Here is a 15,629-nt window from a genome sequence, read left to right as displayed (position 1 = left end):
CCGCGCTACTGCGCGCCCGCCTCGGCGCCTCGCTGGCGCAGGCGGTGCCGCAGCTACGACCGATATCACGCAGCAGACCAGCAGGAGACCAACAAGAACACCCCCGCGTCGCATTCGACGACCGCTTCCCCTCACGTCGCGCCGTTTTCGAAAGCGATGGTGCGGCGGATCGTTTTCTCATCGTCGATTGGTAACGCGCTCGAGTGGTTCGACTTCCCGGTGTATGGCGACTTCGCGACGATCATCGCGACATTTCTTCCCCATGCAGGACGAGCGGCTCTCGACGCTGCTCGAGGACGCGCACACCCGCTTGGGGCGCCACCCCCGCCGGGCCTGATGTCTGTCCGGAAAGCTAGCTTTTTGGGCTGGCTTTTTTGCGTTTGTGCACATCGCTTAATGCGTTGGAAGATTTCGACTATCCTGGAATCGGAACTGCATCGATGCGGCATGGTCTGTGCTATGTGATCTGCAGGGTCGGACATCTCCAGCTACCATGCAGAGTAGAAGGGCTCAACTCAAATTCACGGCGTTGTATCCGACACGGCGAAACATCACGGCGAGCGCGGGGCAGTTGCGAAGAACTCCACCGGTCGGTACAGCATGGGAGCAAGACACGATGCACACAGAGCTGAACCACGTCATGCCCTGGCGGATCGAGGACATCGATCTGACGCGCATTGACCGGCGGAAAGCCGCGGCCAACGAAGATCTGCTGCTGTTGCTGTGCGCGGCTTCGTTCATCGAAAGCGGCACCGATCTGTACACCAGCAATCTGAGTACATTCTTCAACGACGACCCCGAGGTCTCCGCCTGGCTCAACAACGAGTGGGAGCCCGAGGAAATGCAGCACGGCCGGGCGCTGAAGACCTATATCACGCATGTGTGGCCGGAGTTCGACTGGGACACCGCGTTCCGCAATTTCATGGGCGAGTATTCGCTCACCTGCTCGGTCGAGGATTTCGAAAAGACCCGCGCGCTCGAGATGGTCGCGCGTTGCGTAGTCGAAACGGGTACGGCGACGCTGTATCGCGCGATCAACGAGTGCTCGGACGAAGCGGTGCTCAAGCAGATCACCGACAACATCCGCACCGACGAAGTCCGTCACTACAAGCACTTTTTCAAGTACTTCAAGAAGTACAACCGGATCGAGGGCAATGGCCGGCTCGCGGTGCTCGGCGCGTTGATGCGTCGCGTGATGGAAATCAAGAACGAAGATTCGGAGATCGCGTTGCGGCACGTGTTCGCGATTCGCTATCCGGAACGCGTGCACGACTCCGCGTATAACCGCGAGCGCGCGGCGCGCATCAATAAGCTGGTGCGGCGCAATCTGTCCGCCGACATGTGCGTGAAGATGCTGCTCAAACCGCTCGACCTGCCCGCGCGCATTCAGCCGGGCGTGCATTACCCGCTCGCGAAGATCACGCAGCATGTGTTCTTTCGCTGAACTCCCGATCGTTGCGCGATGCATGTGCTGGATGCACGGCAACGACTCGAGAAGCGAATCCAGGCCCGCTCCCGCGGGCTTTGGTTTCTTCGAGGCATGATTGCGCTTTACTGACTACTTCGACTGGATCGATGGCATGAGCGACTCCTTCTCCGCATCTACGTCCGCGCGTCCGCTCGAACAGACCGTATTCGACGAATGGCCGGCCAACGTGCGCGCGTTGCTCGACGGTGCGTCGCTTGCGGACAAGGTGGGCTTCACCGCGTCGCTGCTGACTGTCGATGCGAACGGCCACGTGCGCACATCGCTGCTGAGCGTCGGCGAACTCTATGCACCCGACTCGCGCACGCTGTGCATCGCGCTATGGCCGCAGGCGCGAGCCACGCGCGCGATCGCGCAAAGTGGACGGGCGGCGTTGAGCTTCGTATGTGATGCGGCGTTCTATCAGGTGCAGTTGCGTGTCGCGCCGCTGCCCGGGGTTGCCGACGACGATAGCGGCCTCGTCTATCTGCTCGGCTCGATCGACACAGGGGAAGCGCAAAACGTCCGTTATGCGCACCTGACGGGCGGCATCACGTTCGAATTGCAAGGAGGGGGGAGTGCGGTGCTCGAGCGATGGGAACAGCAGGTCGAGCATTTGAAGCGGGCCGCCGCCGCAAACAGCCGTTAGTCTTCGAGCAAAGCACTAACGGCTGACACGCCGGCGGCTTTCAGGCAAGGCGACGCTTAACGGCCGCGCGCGCCATTGCGCGACGGTTGCGCGCCACGCGGCGCATCGTTGCGCTTTACGCCGCCGCCGAGCAATGCGCCCCGATTGTCGCCGTGCGAACGATTGCCTTGCGGTTTGCGCGGCGCATGATTCGCGGCACCGCCGTCATGCGCTGCGGCGCGCGGCCGATCGTCGTGACGCTCGGTATCGCGGCGCGGCTGTCCACCGTTGCCGGCCGGCTTCGTGCCTTGCGGCCGCGGTGCGGGCTGACCGTTCGACGGACGCTGGCCCGAGCGCTGACCTGTGCCTTGCCCCGCACGCTGACCGGAACCTTGAGCGGACTTAGCCGATGCGCCACTGCCCGCAGCGCCCGCGCTCGCGCCCTCACGGCGCCCCGCACCTTGTCCCTGGCGCGGCGAACGCCCACCGCCGCCCTGGCCGCGTCGCAGGATCGGTTCCGGCTTCGCGGTCGGGTCCGGCTCGAAACCGGCGATCACGTCCTGCGGAATCGGACGCTTGATCAGCTTCTCGATGTCCTTCAGCAACTGCAGTTCATCGACGCAAACGAGCGATATCGCTTCGCCCGTCGCACCCGCGCGACCCGTGCGGCCGATGCGGTGCACGTAGTCTTCGGGCACGTTCGGCAGATCGAAGTTGACCACGTGCGGCAGCTGATCGATATCGATGCCGCGTGCGGCGATGTCGGTCGCGACCAGAACCTGCAGCGTGGCGTCCTTGAACTCGGCGAGCGCGCGCGTGCGCGCCGACTGGCTCTTGTTGCCGTGAATCGCGAGCGCGCTGATGCCGTCTTTCGTCAGTTGCTCGGCGAGGCGGTTCGCGCCGTGTTTGGTGCGCGTGAACACGAGCACCTGGAACCAGCTGTGCTGACGGATCAGATGCGTGAGCAGCTCGCGCTTGCGGTCGCGATCGACCGGGTGAATCTTCTGCGCGACCGTTTCGGCCGTCGTATTGCGTCGCGCGACTTCGATCAGCGCCGGCGAGTCGAGCAGGCCGTCGGCGAGAGCCTTGATCTCGTCGGAGAACGTCGCCGAGAACAGCAGGTTCTGACGCTTCGGCGGCAGCTTCGCGAGCACGCGCTTGATGTCGTGGATGAAGCCCATGTCGAGCATGCGGTCCGCTTCGTCGAGCACGAGGACCTCGAGATGCGACAGGTCGATGGTCTTCTGCTGCATGTGATCGAGCAGACGGCCCGGCGTCGCGACGACGATGTCGACGCCGCGCCTGAGCGCATCGATCTGCGGATTGATGCCGACGCCGCCGAACATCACGGTCGATTTCAGCTTCAGGTACTTGCCATAGGCGCGCACACTTTCTTCGACCTGCGCGGCGAGTTCACGCGTCGGCGTGAGGATCAGCGCGCGCACCACGCGCTTGCCGCCGGCGGCCGGCGGCATTGAATTCAGGCGCTGCAGGATCGGCAGAGTGAAGCCGGCAGTCTTGCCGGTGCCGGTTTGCGCGCCGGCGAGCAGATCGCCGCCGTTGAGCACGGCCGGGATCGCCTGAGTCTGGATCGGAGTCGGGATGGTGTAGCCGAGTTCATTGACAGCGCGGACCAGCGGTTCGGACAAGCCGAGGGAATCAAAAGACATAAAAACTCTTTGCATTGCAGTTTCGCGAACGGTCCCGCGGGGCACAACGGCCCCAACGCGGAATAACCAGCGCGGCATCGACACGCCCGCATGGCGTGTGCGAGGCCGCAGCCCGGTTCCGTTCACGGAGAAATCGGCGGCACGTTCACAGATGTGCCGAATGTTTCAACGCGCTATGCAGACACGTCGACTGGCCTTAAGTTGCAATTCGTCGCCGTGGAATGTCACGCGACGTAGCGCGCGACACTGACGAATTGACACAGACTGCCCGCCAGTACGAACAGGTGCCAGATACCATGTCCGTGGCGGATGCGCTCGTCGTTGATGAAGAAATAGATGCCTGCGCTATAAATGACGCCGCCGGCCACGAGCCACGCGGTCCCCGCGGCCGGCAACGCCTGCACCAGCGGGTGGACGGCTACGAGCGCGAGCCATCCCATCAACACGTACAGCACCATCGACACGCTGCGGGTGCGTCGCCCGAGCGTCAGTTCCTGCACGATGCCGAGGGCAGCGAGCCCCCAGCTCACGCCGAATAGCGACCAGCCCCACGGTCCACGCAATGTCACGAGCGCGAACGGCGTGTAGCTGCCGGCGATCAGCAGGTAGATCGCCGAATGATCGCATTTCTGCAGAATCGCCTTCAGACGCGGATGGCCCACGCTGTGATACAGCGTCGAGATCGCATACAGCACGAACAGCATCGCACCATACACGCTGAAGCTCACGACCTTGTACGCGTCACCGGCGAGCGCGCCCATCGTGACGAGCGCCGCCAGCCCCACCACCGACAGCACGGCGCCGACGAGATGGGTGATGCTGTTCAAACGCTCACCGACGGGCACAACTCTTTCCTCCTGCGGGGTCCCACGCGGGCGACCATCGATACGAACAGGCCCACATGATACCGGTCCTGAAAAAACGAAGGGCGCGGCCGCGAAACTCGCAGGCCGCGCCCGGGTGCGTCGAACGCTGCCTAGTCGAGCGGCGCCGAACGCAGATCGGCCACCTGCTGCGGCGACACGGCCGTACCGTGGTTGCCCCAGGACATACGGATATACGTGACGACCGCCGCGACTTCCTGATTCGACAGAGCCTGTGCGAACGGTGGCATGCCGTACGGATGCGGGTTCGCTTCCGTGCTCGGCGGATAGCCACCGTTCAGCACCATGCGGATCGGGTTGACCGCCGATGACATCTGGATCGACTGGTTGTTCGCAAGCGGCGGGAATGCCGGGGGCCGGCCGAGACCGTTTTCCTCGTGGCACTTCGCGCAGTTGTCAGCGTAGATCTTCTGACCTTGCTTCAGCAGTTCGCCGCCGAACTTTTCCGAGGTTTCGAGCTGCAGCGGTTCCGGTGCTTCGCTCTTTTGCGGAATCGTCTTCAGGTACGTCGCCATCGCGTTGATGTCTTCGGCCGACAGATACTGCAGGCTGTTGTGAACCACTTCGGCCATCGGACCGAACACCGCACCCCGGCTCGACACACCGGTCTTGAGCAGATCGGCGATGTCCCTGAGGTCCCAGTCGCCGAGACCGGCCTCCTTGTTCGACGTCAGCGACGGTGCATACCAGTTCTGCAACGGAATCAGGCCGCCCGCGAACGCGGCCGAGTTGACCGGGGCGCCCATTGCATTGATCGACGTGTGGCACATGCCGCAGTGACCAAGGCCTTCGACCAGATACGCACCGCGGTTCCATTCGACCGACTTGGTCGGATCCGGCTTGAACTCGCCTTCACGGAAGAACAGCGTGCGCCAGCCAATCAGCATGTTGCGCTGGTTGAACGGGAATTTCAGTTCGTGCGGACGGCTCGGCACGTTGACCGGCGTGACCGAGCGCAGGTACGCGTAGATCGCGTCCGAGTCGGCGCGCGTGACCTTCGTGTAGCTCGTGAACGGGAAGCCCGGATAAAGCAGGCTGCCATCTTTCGAGCGGCCGGTGTGCATCGCGCGATAGAAGTCGTCCTGGGTCCACTTGCCGATGCCGTACTGGTCGTCCGGCGTGATGTTCGGTGTGAACATCGTACCGAACGGCGTGGCCATCGGCAGGCCGCCCGCGAACGGCTGGCCGCCGCGCACCGTGTGACAGGCGATACAGTCGCCGGCGCGGGCGAGGTACTCGCCCTTCTTGATCAGGTCGGCCTGGTCCGCGGGCGTTGCCGCCACCGCCGCGCCGCTGCTATGCAGATTGTCGCCGCCCGACCACAGGACGGGAACGAGTGCGGCGGCCGCGACTACGACGACTGCCGAGAGGGCGAACAAAGACTTGCGTTTCATTTGAATGTCTCTCCCGGCGCCTTATTGCGGTTCGCTGCCGCAGGCAAGCGGAGTCTTCAAGGAGCGGGCCGGAGCCGGCACGGGGTTTTGCGGAGCGCGCTGCGTGGAAAGCCAGGCCGCGACGGCGTTCACGTCTTCGTCGCTAAGGCGCGTGGCGATGGTGTGCATGCAGTCCGGCGCGATCGCGCGACGCGTGCCCGAGCGCCACGAGCCGAGCTGCGCGCTGATGTAGTCGGAGTGCAGGCCGACGAGACCCGGGATTGCCGGTTCCATACCAGTCAGCGCCTTGCCGTGGCAGGCCGCGCAAGCGGGCACCTGCTTCGAAGCATCACCGTGCAACACGATCTGCTCACCGCGCGCGAGCGTGGCGGCCGAGACCGTCGGCTTGGCCGGCGTCGGATACGGCGGGCGCTGTTGCGAGAAGAAGGTGGCGAACTGATGCAGGTAGTCGTCGGAGAGATACGTGACGAGGTAGTTCATCGGCGGGTACTTGCGGCGCCCTTCACGGAAGTTCTGCAACTGATTGAACAGATATTCCGCCGGCTTGCCCGCGAGGCGTGGGAAGTAGTCGTTGTCGGTACCTTGCCCATGCGAGCCGTGGCAGGCCGTGCAACCTTGCACGCGCGCTTCCATCGTGTCGGGGGCCTTCGGTTGAGTCTGCGCTTTCGCTGCGCTATAGACACCCGCGGTGCCGATCAACAGAAGGGCAAGCAACGGGCGGAAGAGGCGTCTTGAAGACACGCGTAACTCCATCAGAATCGGGGACCTGACCGAACTTCGGGCGGCTCGGTGTGAAGGACAGCCGTCGCTGCGGCGACGCAGCATTCTATCATCGCAGGGTGATGGTGACTATTTGCCGCATTAGAGACGGTCCCAGGTGTGACCGCCATGCGACAGTGTGTCGCGTCATGCCGGTTTGCGACTTCTGCCGCGTCACGCGTGATGTTCAACCTCCTCTACGTCTCATCGATAATCGCGGCGCGGTAGCCGCAAGCGCGATGCCACGTCTCGCATTCGATCAAGCAAGGTTGAACCGATCCCCGCCCCCGCGCGCGCCATCGAAGCGTACACTTCCGGGCTCGCCGGCTGTCGTCCAGACGATGCGCGCCGCCGGCCCGGCTATGTTTCGTTCGTTCTCATCCGCTATCGGCCTTACATGAAGCTATTCGATCTTTTCTCGTCGACGCTGCGTGCGTTGACGTCCGGCGCGGTGGCGCTGGCCATGTCGTCCACCGCGTTCGCGCATGCGCATCTGATCTCGAGCGTGCCGGCCGCGAACGCCGATACCGTCGCGCCCGCCGACGTGACAATCCATTTCACCGAGCCGCTCGAGCCGGCGTTCAGCAGGATCACGCTCGCCGACGCGGGCGGCAAGCCCGCGACGCCGACCGCTTCGACGGTCGATAGCGCGGACGCGCGCGTGATGCGCCTCGCACTGCCTCAACTGACGAGCGGCCGCTATGCGGTGCACTGGATCGCGGTGGCCACCGACGGCCATCGTACGAAAGGCGACTTCGCGTTCAACGTCAAATGAACTTCGACGGACTGTGGATCGGGCAGGTCGCAATGGCCGCGCTCATGAATGTCGCGTTTGGCTTCGCCGTCGGCTCGGCGCTACTCGGCGCATGGCTCGCGAAGGACGCGCTCCCGGGCACATCACCGGCGCGCCCGGGCTGGATGCGCGCGCAACGCTCGATGCTCGCGGCCACCATCGTGCTGGTGCTTGCGGATCTCGGCTGGCTGTTGTATCAGGCGGCCTCGATGGGCGGCGTTGCGTTGCCCGCGGCGTTCGGCATGGTGCCGACGGTGCTGACGCAAACCCATGTCGGCTACGGCTGGAGCGTCGCGTTCGGCGGTGCGCTGGTGCTGCTCGTCACCGCGCTGAGCCATGGTACGGGCGTGAGGCGTAACACGGTGCTGTGGCTGGCGGTGCTCGCGATCGCGGCGGGCAAGGCGTCGCTCGGTCATGCGGCCGACGCCGGCGCCGTCTCGGCCGAGATCGGCATGCAGACGCTGCATGTGCTGGCGACGAGCGTATGGGGCGGACTCGCGATGGCCGCCGGCCTCGCGGTGCTGCCGGCGCTCGGCGCCTCGACCGCGCGCGGCATGCTGATTCGCACGGCGACGCAGGTCTCGAACGTGTCGATCGTCGCGGTCGTGTTCGTGTTGCTATCGGGTATCTTCAATGCGGTGCGCGGCTCAGGCGGCTCGTTCGAAGCGATTCAGGCGAGCACGTGGGGTCATGTGCTGACGTTGAAGTTCGTGCTGGTCGCGCTCGCGCTCGTGCTCGGCACGCTGAACCGGAGCTCGGCGCTGCCGCGCCTGCGTCGCACCGCATCGACGATGGATGCGCACACGTTCGTCAACGTGCTGTATCTGGAAGCGCTGGTGATGATCGGCGTGTTCGTCGTCGCGGCCGCGTTGTCGCATAGCGTACCGGCGTTCGCGGGGCTCGGTTGAATGCGCGGCGCGGTTCGAAGGCCGCTCACTCGAAACCGAGGTGATGTCCAACAATGGGCGCGCAGAACAGCGCGATCGCGCAGCCCGCGGCCTTGCCTTCGAGTTCGGCGCCGGCCGCGTGCGAGCCGGCCATCTGCGTGAGCAGATCGAAGACCTGCGGCAGGCAGTACAGCACCGCCGCGGCGATAAACCATTTCCCGACCACCGAGATGCTCCATCCGCGCTCGTACGCGAGCATCGCGCCGATGATGCGCAGCACGCCAAACGCGACCAGCGCGCCAACCGCCGCCTGTTCGCGGATCAAATAGTCAGGAAGGAATTCGCCCATGGGCTCCCCGATGCATGCATTGTTTGCATGCATTTCAGCAAGGAGTAGGGCATGGGTATGTCCGATACCGAACACACTCACGAAAGCCAGGCGGGAAAACAGATACGACAGCGCAGATACGACAGCGCGCCGACGACGCCGGCCGCGCTGATGAACGTCAGCCGCCCGCCGGCGGCATTCCGCTCGATTCGCTCAGGTGCTCAGATCACCATTCGGCGACGCTGCCGTCCGCGTGACGCCACACCGGATTGCGCCAGCGATGACCGACCTTCGCCATCTCGCGCACCTTCACTTCGTTGACCTCGATGCCAAGTCCCGGGCCCTGCGGAATCGACACGAAGCCGTCTTCGTACTTGAAGACTTCCGGGTTCTTGATGTAGTCGAGCAAGTCGTTGCCCTGGTTGTAGTGAATGCCGAGGCTCTGTTCCTGGATGAACGCGTTGTAGCTGACCGCGTCGATCTGCAGGCAGGTTGCGAGCGCGATCGGGCCGAGCGGGCAATGCAGCGCGAGCGCGACGTCGTACGCTTCGGCCATCGCGGCGATCTTGCGGCACTCGGTGATGCCGCCCGCGTGCGACGCGTCCGGCTGGATGATGTCGACGTAGCCGCCCGACAGGATGTGCTTGAAGTCCCAGCGCGAATACAGGCGCTCGCCGAGCGCGATTGGCGTGTTGGTTTGATTGACGATGTCGCGCAGCGCCTCGGCGTTTTCCGACAGCACCGGTTCTTCGATGAACAGCAGCTTGTACGGATCGAGTTCCTTCGCGAGCACCTTCGCCATCGGCTTATGCACGCGGCCATGGAAGTCCACGCCGATGCCGATGTTCGGCCCGACCGCCTCGCGCACCGCCGCGACGTTGTTGATCACGCCTTGCACCTTGTCGAAGGTGTCGATGATCTGCAGTTCTTCCGAGCCGTTCATCTTGACGGCCTTGAAGCCGCGCTCGACCACCGCGCGCGCGTTGTTCGCGACATCGCTCGGACGATCGCCGCCGATCCACGAGTACACCTTGATCCGGTCGCGCACCTGGCCGCCGAGCAGCGCATGCACCGGCACGCCGTGATGCTTGCCCAAGATGTCCCACAGCGCCTGATCGACACCGGCGATCGCGCTCATCGTGATCGGGCCGCCGCGATAGAAGCCCGCGCGGTACATCACCTGCCAGTGGTCCTCGATCAGCAGAGGGTCCTTGCCGATCAGATAATCGGACAGTTCCTCGACGGCCGCGGCGACCGTATGCGCGCGGCCTTCCACCACCGGCTCGCCCCAACCGACGATGCCCTCGTCGGTCTCGATCTTCAGGAAGCACCAGCGCGGCGGGACGATGAAGGTTTCGAGCTTGGTGATTTTCATGGTGTGCGTCTCCTATGTCGGCGGGAGTTGGCGCGTTAGCGTGTACGCCAGCCCGTGCAAGATGGGTGCAGCAGGCCTCGACGCCTGCGAAAAATTTCGAGGATTCCATGCTACAACAAAAGTGCATTAAAGTACTATTAATAGTATTATTGATCACATAGTGGTGAGATTCGGAAAACTTACCGCGCGCGTTGCGCGCCGAGACCACCGACCGCGAGGAGACAACCATTCCGCACGATCTGCACGGGCGAGTCGCCCAAATGCTCGCGACCGCGATTCTGCGCGGCGACTATGCGCCGGAGTCGATCCTGCCTCGCGAAGCCGAGTTAATGGAGATGTTCGGCGTGAGCCGCACGGTGCTGCGCGAGGCGCTGCGCACGCTCACCTCGAAAGGGTTGATCGAATCGCGGCCGCGGGTCGGTACGCGCGTGCGAGTCAAGTCCGCGTGGAATCTGCTCGATGCTGATCTGCTCGACTGGTATTCGCGGGTCGCCGAGCCGATGGCGTTCGCGCTCAAGCTCCAGGAAATGCGCGAGATGGTCGAGCCTTACGCCGCCGGCCTCGCGGCCGCCGCGTATACCGACGACACGTTGCGTGAGCTTGCGGCCGCGCATACCGCGATGGTGGCGGCGCGTAACGTCGACGAATGGGTGCGCGCGGATCTGCAGTTCCATCTGTGCGTGCTCACCGCGTGCAGCAACGAATTACTGATTCCGCTTGGCGCGCTGATCGAGCGCACGCTCGAGGCACAGCTGCGGCTCAATGCGAAACGCGCCGATGTGTTCAACGCGTCGCTCGCCGAGCACACGGCGGTGTTCGAGGCGATCCGCGCGCGCGATGCCGCCGCGGCGTACGCGGCGATGGCGGCATTGCTCGGCGTGACGCGCGGGCGAATCGAAGGCTAAGACGGACGTCGGCGCATTCGGTCTCAATCCATCGCCGCATGCGCGATCGACGCATCCGGTGCCTTGTGCGACGGCCGGATCAGCACCAACAACGGGATGACCAACAGCGTCGCCACGAACATCAGCTTGAAGTCGTTCAGATACGCGACCATCGCCGCCTGCTGCGTGATCGACGCGTTCAGCGCCGCGATGTCGTAGTTCGAACCGCTGTTGAGCATCGACTGGAGCGCCGGATTGAACGCGGTGACGTTCGCGGCGAGGTCCGCGTGCGCGATCTGCGTGTTGCGCGTCATCAGCGTCTGCACGATCGAAATGCCGATACTGCTGCCGATGTTGCGCATCAGGCTATAAGTCGCGGTGCCGTCCGCGCGCAGCGCCGGCGACAGCGTCGAGAACGTCAGCGTGGACAGCGGCACGAACACGAGGCCGAGTCCGACGCCCTGGATCACGCCGGGCCACACGATGTCAGACGCCGATAGCACGATCGTGTAATGCATCATCTGCCACAGTGCGAACGCCGAAATCAGGAAGCCGCAAAGCAGCAGCAGCCGCGCGTCGACGCGCTTCAGCAGCCGGCCCGCGATCAGCATCGCGACCATCGTGCCGGCGCCGCTCGGCGCGGTGACGAGGCCCGTGGTCGCGACCGGATAGCCCATCAGGTTTTGCAGCATCGGCGGCAGCAGCGCACGCGTCGCGTACATCACCGCGCCGATCACGAAGATGAACAACGTGCCGGTCGCGAAGTTCGGGTCTTTCAGCAACTTGTACTTGAAAAACGAGCGCTCGCCGATCGTCGCCGTGTGCACGAAAAAGAACGCGAAGCTGATTGCCGCGACGAGCGCCTCGATCACGATCTCGGTCGACGAAAACCAGTCGAGCTGCTCGCCGCGATCGAGCATCGCCTGCAGTGCGCCGATCGCGAGGCCGAGCGTGATGAAGCCGAACGCGTCGAACTTCACGTCGTGTTTCGGCTCGCGCGTCGGCAGGAAGCTCGCGACGCCGAACAGCGCGAACGCGCCGATCGGCACGTTGATGAAGAACACCCAGCGCCAGTTGTAGCTATCGGTAAGCCAGCCGCCGAGCGTCGGGCCGAGAATCGGCCCGACCATCACGCCCATGCCCCACACGGCCATCGCCTGGCCTTGCTTTTCGCGCGGGTTGATGTCGAGCAGGATCGACTGCGACAGCGGCACCAACGACGCGCCGAAGATCCCTTGCAGCAGACGCGATACGACGATCTGCGGCAGCGTCTCGGAGAGTCCGCATAGCGCGGACGACACCGTGAAGCCGCCGATCGCGATCAGCAGCAGCCGCCTGACGCTGAGGCGATCCGCGAGCCAGCCGGTGAGCGGTGTGGCGATCGCGGCGGCGACGATATAGGAGGTCAGTACCCACGTGATCTCGTCCTGCGACGCGGACAGCGTGCCTTGCATATGCGGCAGCGCCACGTTGGCGATCGTGCTGTCGAGCGTCTGGATCAGCGTCGCGAGCATGATCGAAATCGTGATCATCGGCCGGTTGAGCAGCGCGGTGGCGCTCGCCGACGTGGAGGCAGAGGACATGGACGGTGGGGAGGGTCGAGATCGTAAGCATGCTTATTATATCGGCTATGCAGGTTTGCGCTATCGGGAGTTTTGCCGAGGTTGGAACGCATGCACAGGCGCGCTGCAAACCGAACCGCTTCCGTATAATCCGCGCATGAAAACCCAATTCGAAGAGCGCTTCGGCTTTCTGATTTACGACGTCGGCCGGCTGGCGGGCAAGCGATTCGACGATCTCGCGAAGTCGTCGGTCGATCTGACGCGCGCGCAATGTCGCGTGCTGGCCTATCTCGGCCATTACGGCGACATCAATCAGGCGCGGCTCGCGGATCTGCTCGAGGTCGCCCCGATCTCGGCGGGCCGGCTGCTCGACCGGATGGAGGAGGGCGGTTGGATCGAACGAACCGCGAATCCGCAGGATCGCCGCGAACGTCAGGTACGCATGACGCCGAAGGCTGAGCGCACGCTCGGCAAGGCGCGCAAGGTCGGCGACGAGATCGCGCTCGAAGCCCTCAATGGTTTCGGCGATGAAGAAGCGGCGCAATTGATCGCGCTGCTGCAGCGGGTGCGCGGCAATCTGAGCCGGCTAGTGGATCGCTGAAGCGTCGCGGGGTTTGCGCGAGCCGGGGGTGGTGATGGGCTCGCGCTTCAAATCACGTTATTTGGCTTCTGACGCCGGCGCGCCGCCGCTCGGCGGTACCAGCTCGTAACAGCCGGGCGCCGCCGACGTTTTCGCTTTTGCATCCGGCTGCTGCGGATCGATGCATTTGAACGCGCTCTGATCGCGCTGCACGAAGATCGTGTCGGCCGGGCCGGTGTTGACGACGGCGACGATCCTGTAGCCGTCCTGCAGCAGCGTCGCGAGCATGGTCGAACTGGCGCGCCATTGGCTGTCGGACGCGGTCGGGGTTTGGGCCTGGGCGGTGAGGGTGGCGGTCGTGCCGGCGAGCGCGAGCGCAGCGGTGGTTGCGGCGAGCGCGACGGTGCGGAACGTCATCAGTGAACCTCCTCGAAGTTGCGACGGATTGGCGATTCTGGAAGCAAGCCTGTCAGGCTCCTTGTCAGGCTGGCTCATGACTCTATTCTCTCAAGAGAAGGAGGCTGCAACAAACCTGGAGCGTTTCACTGCCCATACCCCTGTGATGCCGATGCCCACCCGTTCGTTCGATCAGGAACTCGTGCCACGCTCGCTGGCAAGCCATGCTCGCCATCCGCCGAACCCCGAGATGTCGGTTCCCGACTGCACGCCATACGGCTCGCACAGGAAGCCGATAACCCACGAACCGTCGACGAGTTCGACCTTCCCCAGAACCAGCGGAGAAGGAACGGTCGCGATGAACGAGCCGAACTCCACGCTGGGCATATCCCACACTTCGACAGCAATTTTTGCGCCGCCATCCGTGACGCGCCACATGCCTGGGCGACTCGTGCCGTCCGCCGACGCGGGCAGCGCAGACAACCGATAGTGTCCGGCAGTGTGAGTGGCGTGCACGAGCCGTGCGCGTCGGGCAAGCAGATCCCGGTTGAGCGGCAAACCTTGCATGTGGGCGCCGCAGACCGCGATCTTCATGCGGTCGTGGGTCGCCGTGTGTCGTTCGCCGGGCTCGCCTGGCGCGACGGCCAGGCCGCCGACGCACTGCACGCCGCTCTCTCGTTGCAGCAGGTCGGCCACGCCCAGCAGATACTGGTCGGTGAATGCGCGACCAAAGACGGTCACGCCCCACGGGAGACCATTGTTCATGAAACCGGTCGGCGTAGCGACGGCGGCATAGTCCAGCAGATTCATGAAGTTCGTGTAGTAGCCGAGCAGCGAATTCGGCCCGATTGGGTCGCGCTCCAACTCGTCGAGCGTCACGGGGCGCGGATACGTCGGCGTCAGGACGAAATCGAGCGACTCGATTGATGCGTCGCAGATGGCCTTCAATTCCTGCAGGTGATATTGCGCGCGAAACAGCTCGACCGCGGTGGCGCCCGGCGCCCTCGCCAATACGTCGCGAATGACGGGCAAGAGCGCAGCGGGCCTCGTTGTCATCAACTCGGCCGCCACGTTGTAACGCTCGGCCACCCATGGACCCTGATAGAGCAGATTGGCGGCTTCGACAAACGGCTCGAAGTCGATGTCGACCGCCTCGCCCCCTGCCGCTTCGAGCAACGCGCGCGCCTTGGCGAACAGTTCGGGGCTCTCGGAGCAGCCGGCAAATTCCAGTTGCGCCGGCACGCCAAACCGGAACGCCGTGGGCCCGCCAAACGCGCGTGCAGTATTCCATTGCGGATTCGCGCGGCTGTATGCATCGCGAGGATCGGGGCGCGCGCTCAACGCAAGCAGCTCGCTCGCTTCTTGCGCCGTCGCCGTGAAGAACGTCACGCAATCGAGCGTGCGGCAGGCGGGCACCACGCCCGCGGTGGACAACAGGCCTTTCGTCGGCTTGAGACCGATGAGATTGTTCAGTGCGGCAGGCACGCGACCTGAACCGGCCGTGTCGGTCCCGAGCGCGAAACTGGCGACGCCGAGCGCGACCGCGACCGACGAACCGGCGCTCGAGCCGCCTGACGGATAGTCGGGATGCACGCTATTGCGGCACTTGCCGTACGGCGACCGGGTGCCGTTCAGACCGGTCGCGAACTGGTCGAGATTGGTCTTGCCGAGCGGTATCGCACCGAGCGCGATCAACTGCGCAACGACGCTCGCCGACCGCGACGGCGTGTACGCGAATGCGGGACACGCGGCCGTCGTCTGAATGCCGGCGAGATCGATGTTGTCCTTGATCGCAAACGGGACACCATACAGCGGCAGGCTTTCGATGTCTTGCGTGTCGAGCCAGTCGAGGTAGGGCGCGACTTCGTCTTCGGTCAGAAGATGGATGAACAGATTGAACGAAGGATTCAGCGCGGCGGCTTTTGTGAGCAGTTCAGCGACGAGCTTGCGCGGCGTGAGCGTTCCCGCACGATATGCGGCGCGAAGCGTCGGGAGACGTAGATCGAATGACGACATGGTTTTCC

15 protein-coding genes and 1 pseudogene are annotated in these 15,629 nt (G+C 64.2%); 7 read left to right on the top strand and 9 right to left on the bottom strand.

The features are described from left to right. Positions 1 to 156: 156 nt before the first annotated feature. The 3 genes and pseudogenes from OKW43_RS30295 to OKW43_RS30285 all read left to right on the top strand — a co-directional run. A pseudogene (locus tag OKW43_RS30295) lies at positions 157 to 292 on the top strand (MFS transporter); the annotation flags it as partial. 324 nt (positions 293 to 616) lie between these two features. Next, positions 617 to 1,444 carry a ferritin-like domain-containing protein gene (locus OKW43_RS30290; RefSeq protein ID WP_187635904.1) on the top strand — a complete coding sequence of 276 codons (828 nt, stop codon included), beginning with the start codon at positions 617 to 619 and terminating at the stop codon, positions 1,442 to 1,444. Between the two features lie 136 nt (positions 1,445 to 1,580). Further along, on the top strand, positions 1,581 to 2,114 hold the full coding sequence (locus OKW43_RS30285; RefSeq protein WP_187635905.1) for a hypothetical protein: 534 nt from the start codon (positions 1,581 to 1,583) through the stop codon (positions 2,112 to 2,114). 56 nt (positions 2,115 to 2,170) lie between these two features. Here the strand turns inward: OKW43_RS30285 and OKW43_RS30280 are convergent, their stop codons facing one another. The 4 genes from OKW43_RS30280 to OKW43_RS30265 all read right to left on the bottom strand — a co-directional run bounded on the left by OKW43_RS30280 (position 2,171) and on the right by OKW43_RS30265 (position 6,794). Next, the gene (locus OKW43_RS30280; RefSeq protein WP_187635906.1) at positions 2,171 to 3,763 is read right to left on the bottom strand and encodes a DEAD/DEAH box helicase; all 1,593 of its coding nucleotides are present in this window, start codon (positions 3,761 to 3,763) and stop codon (positions 2,171 to 2,173) included. Between the two features lie 224 nt (positions 3,764 to 3,987). Further along, the gene (gene trhA / locus OKW43_RS30275; protein ID WP_187635907.1) at positions 3,988 to 4,608 is read right to left on the bottom strand and encodes a PAQR family membrane homeostasis protein TrhA; all 621 of its coding nucleotides are present in this window, start codon (positions 4,606 to 4,608) and stop codon (positions 3,988 to 3,990) included. A 131-nt stretch (positions 4,609 to 4,739) separates the two neighbouring features. Continuing rightward, positions 4,740 to 6,041 carry a c-type cytochrome gene (locus OKW43_RS30270; RefSeq protein ID WP_429451473.1) on the bottom strand — a complete coding sequence of 434 codons (1,302 nt, stop codon included), beginning with the start codon at positions 6,039 to 6,041 and terminating at the stop codon, positions 4,740 to 4,742. A gap of 21 nt (positions 6,042 to 6,062) precedes the next feature. After that, positions 6,063 to 6,794, bottom strand: a complete 732-nt coding sequence (locus tag OKW43_RS30265) for a c-type cytochrome (RefSeq protein WP_429451471.1) — start codon at positions 6,792 to 6,794, stop codon at positions 6,063 to 6,065. Positions 6,795 to 7,197: 403 nt separating this feature from the next. On the opposite strand from OKW43_RS30265, the gene copC reads away from it, so the two are divergent. Then, the gene (copC, locus tag OKW43_RS30260; RefSeq protein ID WP_429451469.1) at positions 7,198 to 7,575 is read left to right on the top strand and encodes a copper homeostasis periplasmic binding protein CopC; all 378 of its coding nucleotides are present in this window, start codon (positions 7,198 to 7,200) and stop codon (positions 7,573 to 7,575) included. Further along, the gene (locus tag OKW43_RS30255) at positions 7,572 to 8,501 is read left to right on the top strand and encodes a copper resistance D family protein (protein WP_429451467.1); all 930 of its coding nucleotides are present in this window, start codon (positions 7,572 to 7,574) and stop codon (positions 8,499 to 8,501) included. The genes copC and OKW43_RS30255 overlap by 4 nt, the downstream gene beginning before the upstream one ends. Before the next feature lie 25 nt (positions 8,502 to 8,526). Here the strand turns inward: OKW43_RS30255 and OKW43_RS30250 are convergent, their stop codons facing one another. Together OKW43_RS30250 and dgoD are read right to left on the bottom strand one after the other, a co-directional pair. Further along, on the bottom strand, positions 8,527 to 8,829 hold the full coding sequence (locus OKW43_RS30250) for a hypothetical protein (RefSeq protein WP_429451465.1): 303 nt from the start codon (positions 8,827 to 8,829) through the stop codon (positions 8,527 to 8,529). Between the two features lie 205 nt (positions 8,830 to 9,034). After that, positions 9,035 to 10,183: a galactonate dehydratase gene (gene dgoD, locus OKW43_RS30245; RefSeq protein WP_187635913.1), complete on the bottom strand. Its 1,149-nt coding sequence runs from the start codon at positions 10,181 to 10,183 to the stop codon at positions 9,035 to 9,037. 191 nt (positions 10,184 to 10,374) lie between these two features. Here dgoD and OKW43_RS30240 point away from each other — a divergent pair, with 191 nt between their 5' ends. Further along, positions 10,375 to 11,088, top strand: coding sequence for a FadR/GntR family transcriptional regulator (locus tag OKW43_RS30240; protein ID WP_187635914.1), 714 nt, complete (start codon positions 10,375 to 10,377; stop codon positions 11,086 to 11,088). 23 nt (positions 11,089 to 11,111) lie between these two features. Here the strand turns inward: OKW43_RS30240 and OKW43_RS30235 are convergent, their stop codons facing one another. Continuing rightward, on the bottom strand, positions 11,112 to 12,581 hold the full coding sequence (locus tag OKW43_RS30235) for a DHA2 family efflux MFS transporter permease subunit (RefSeq protein ID WP_376776387.1): 1,470 nt from the start codon (positions 12,579 to 12,581) through the stop codon (positions 11,112 to 11,114). Positions 12,582 to 12,786: 205 nt separating this feature from the next. On the opposite strand from OKW43_RS30235, the gene OKW43_RS30230 reads away from it, so the two are divergent. Further along, the gene (locus OKW43_RS30230; protein WP_187635916.1) at positions 12,787 to 13,230 is read left to right on the top strand and encodes a MarR family winged helix-turn-helix transcriptional regulator; all 444 of its coding nucleotides are present in this window, start codon (positions 12,787 to 12,789) and stop codon (positions 13,228 to 13,230) included. Positions 13,231 to 13,287: 57 nt separating this feature from the next. On the opposite strand, the gene OKW43_RS30225 is transcribed toward OKW43_RS30230, so the two are convergent. Then, positions 13,288 to 13,626: a hypothetical protein gene (locus tag OKW43_RS30225; RefSeq protein WP_187635917.1), complete on the bottom strand. Its 339-nt coding sequence runs from the start codon at positions 13,624 to 13,626 to the stop codon at positions 13,288 to 13,290. Between the two features lie 171 nt (positions 13,627 to 13,797). Further along, positions 13,798 to 15,621 carry an allophanate hydrolase gene (gene atzF / locus OKW43_RS30220; protein WP_429451462.1) on the bottom strand — a complete coding sequence of 608 codons (1,824 nt, stop codon included), beginning with the start codon at positions 15,619 to 15,621 and terminating at the stop codon, positions 13,798 to 13,800. Positions 15,622 to 15,629: the final 8 nt, after the last annotated feature.

The sequence above is a fragment of the Paraburkholderia sp. WC7.3g genome (genome assembly GCF_050436345.1).
GTDB classification, from domain to species: Bacteria; Pseudomonadota; Gammaproteobacteria; order Burkholderiales; family Burkholderiaceae; genus Paraburkholderia; species Paraburkholderia podalyriae.
This window is presented reverse-complemented; position numbering and strand designations above follow the sequence as displayed.

Excerpts from the sequence above, each read along its gene's own strand:
- copC (WP_429451469.1), top strand. The coding sequence starts at position 7,198 with ATGAAGCTATTCGATCTTTTCTCGTCGACGCTGCGTGCGTTGACGTCC.
- OKW43_RS30230 (WP_187635916.1), top strand. The coding sequence starts at position 12,787 with ATGAAAACCCAATTCGAAGAGCGCTTCGGCTTTCTGATTTACGACGTC.
- atzF (WP_429451462.1), bottom strand. The coding sequence starts at position 15,621 with ATGTCGTCATTCGATCTACGTCTCCCGACGCTTCGCGCCGCATATCGT.
- OKW43_RS30285 (WP_187635905.1), top strand. The coding sequence starts at position 1,581 with ATGAGCGACTCCTTCTCCGCATCTACGTCCGCGCGTCCGCTCGAACAG.
- OKW43_RS30235 (WP_376776387.1), bottom strand. The coding sequence starts at position 12,581 with ATGCTCGCGACGCTGATCCAGACGCTCGACAGCACGATCGCCAACGTG.
- OKW43_RS30225 (WP_187635917.1), bottom strand. The coding sequence starts at position 13,626 with ATGACGTTCCGCACCGTCGCGCTCGCCGCAACCACCGCTGCGCTCGCG.
- OKW43_RS30255 (WP_429451467.1), top strand. The coding sequence starts at position 7,572 with ATGAACTTCGACGGACTGTGGATCGGGCAGGTCGCAATGGCCGCGCTC.
- OKW43_RS30280 (WP_187635906.1), bottom strand. The coding sequence starts at position 3,763 with ATGTCTTTTGATTCCCTCGGCTTGTCCGAACCGCTGGTCCGCGCTGTC.
- OKW43_RS30250 (WP_429451465.1), bottom strand. The coding sequence starts at position 8,829 with ATGGGCGAATTCCTTCCTGACTATTTGATCCGCGAACAGGCGGCGGTT.
- dgoD (WP_187635913.1), bottom strand. The coding sequence starts at position 10,183 with ATGAAAATCACCAAGCTCGAAACCTTCATCGTCCCGCCGCGCTGGTGC.
- OKW43_RS30290 (WP_187635904.1), top strand. The coding sequence starts at position 617 with ATGCACACAGAGCTGAACCACGTCATGCCCTGGCGGATCGAGGACATC.
- OKW43_RS30270 (WP_429451473.1), bottom strand. The coding sequence starts at position 6,041 with ATGAAACGCAAGTCTTTGTTCGCCCTCTCGGCAGTCGTCGTAGTCGCG.
- OKW43_RS30265 (WP_429451471.1), bottom strand. The coding sequence starts at position 6,794 with ATGGAGTTACGCGTGTCTTCAAGACGCCTCTTCCGCCCGTTGCTTGCC.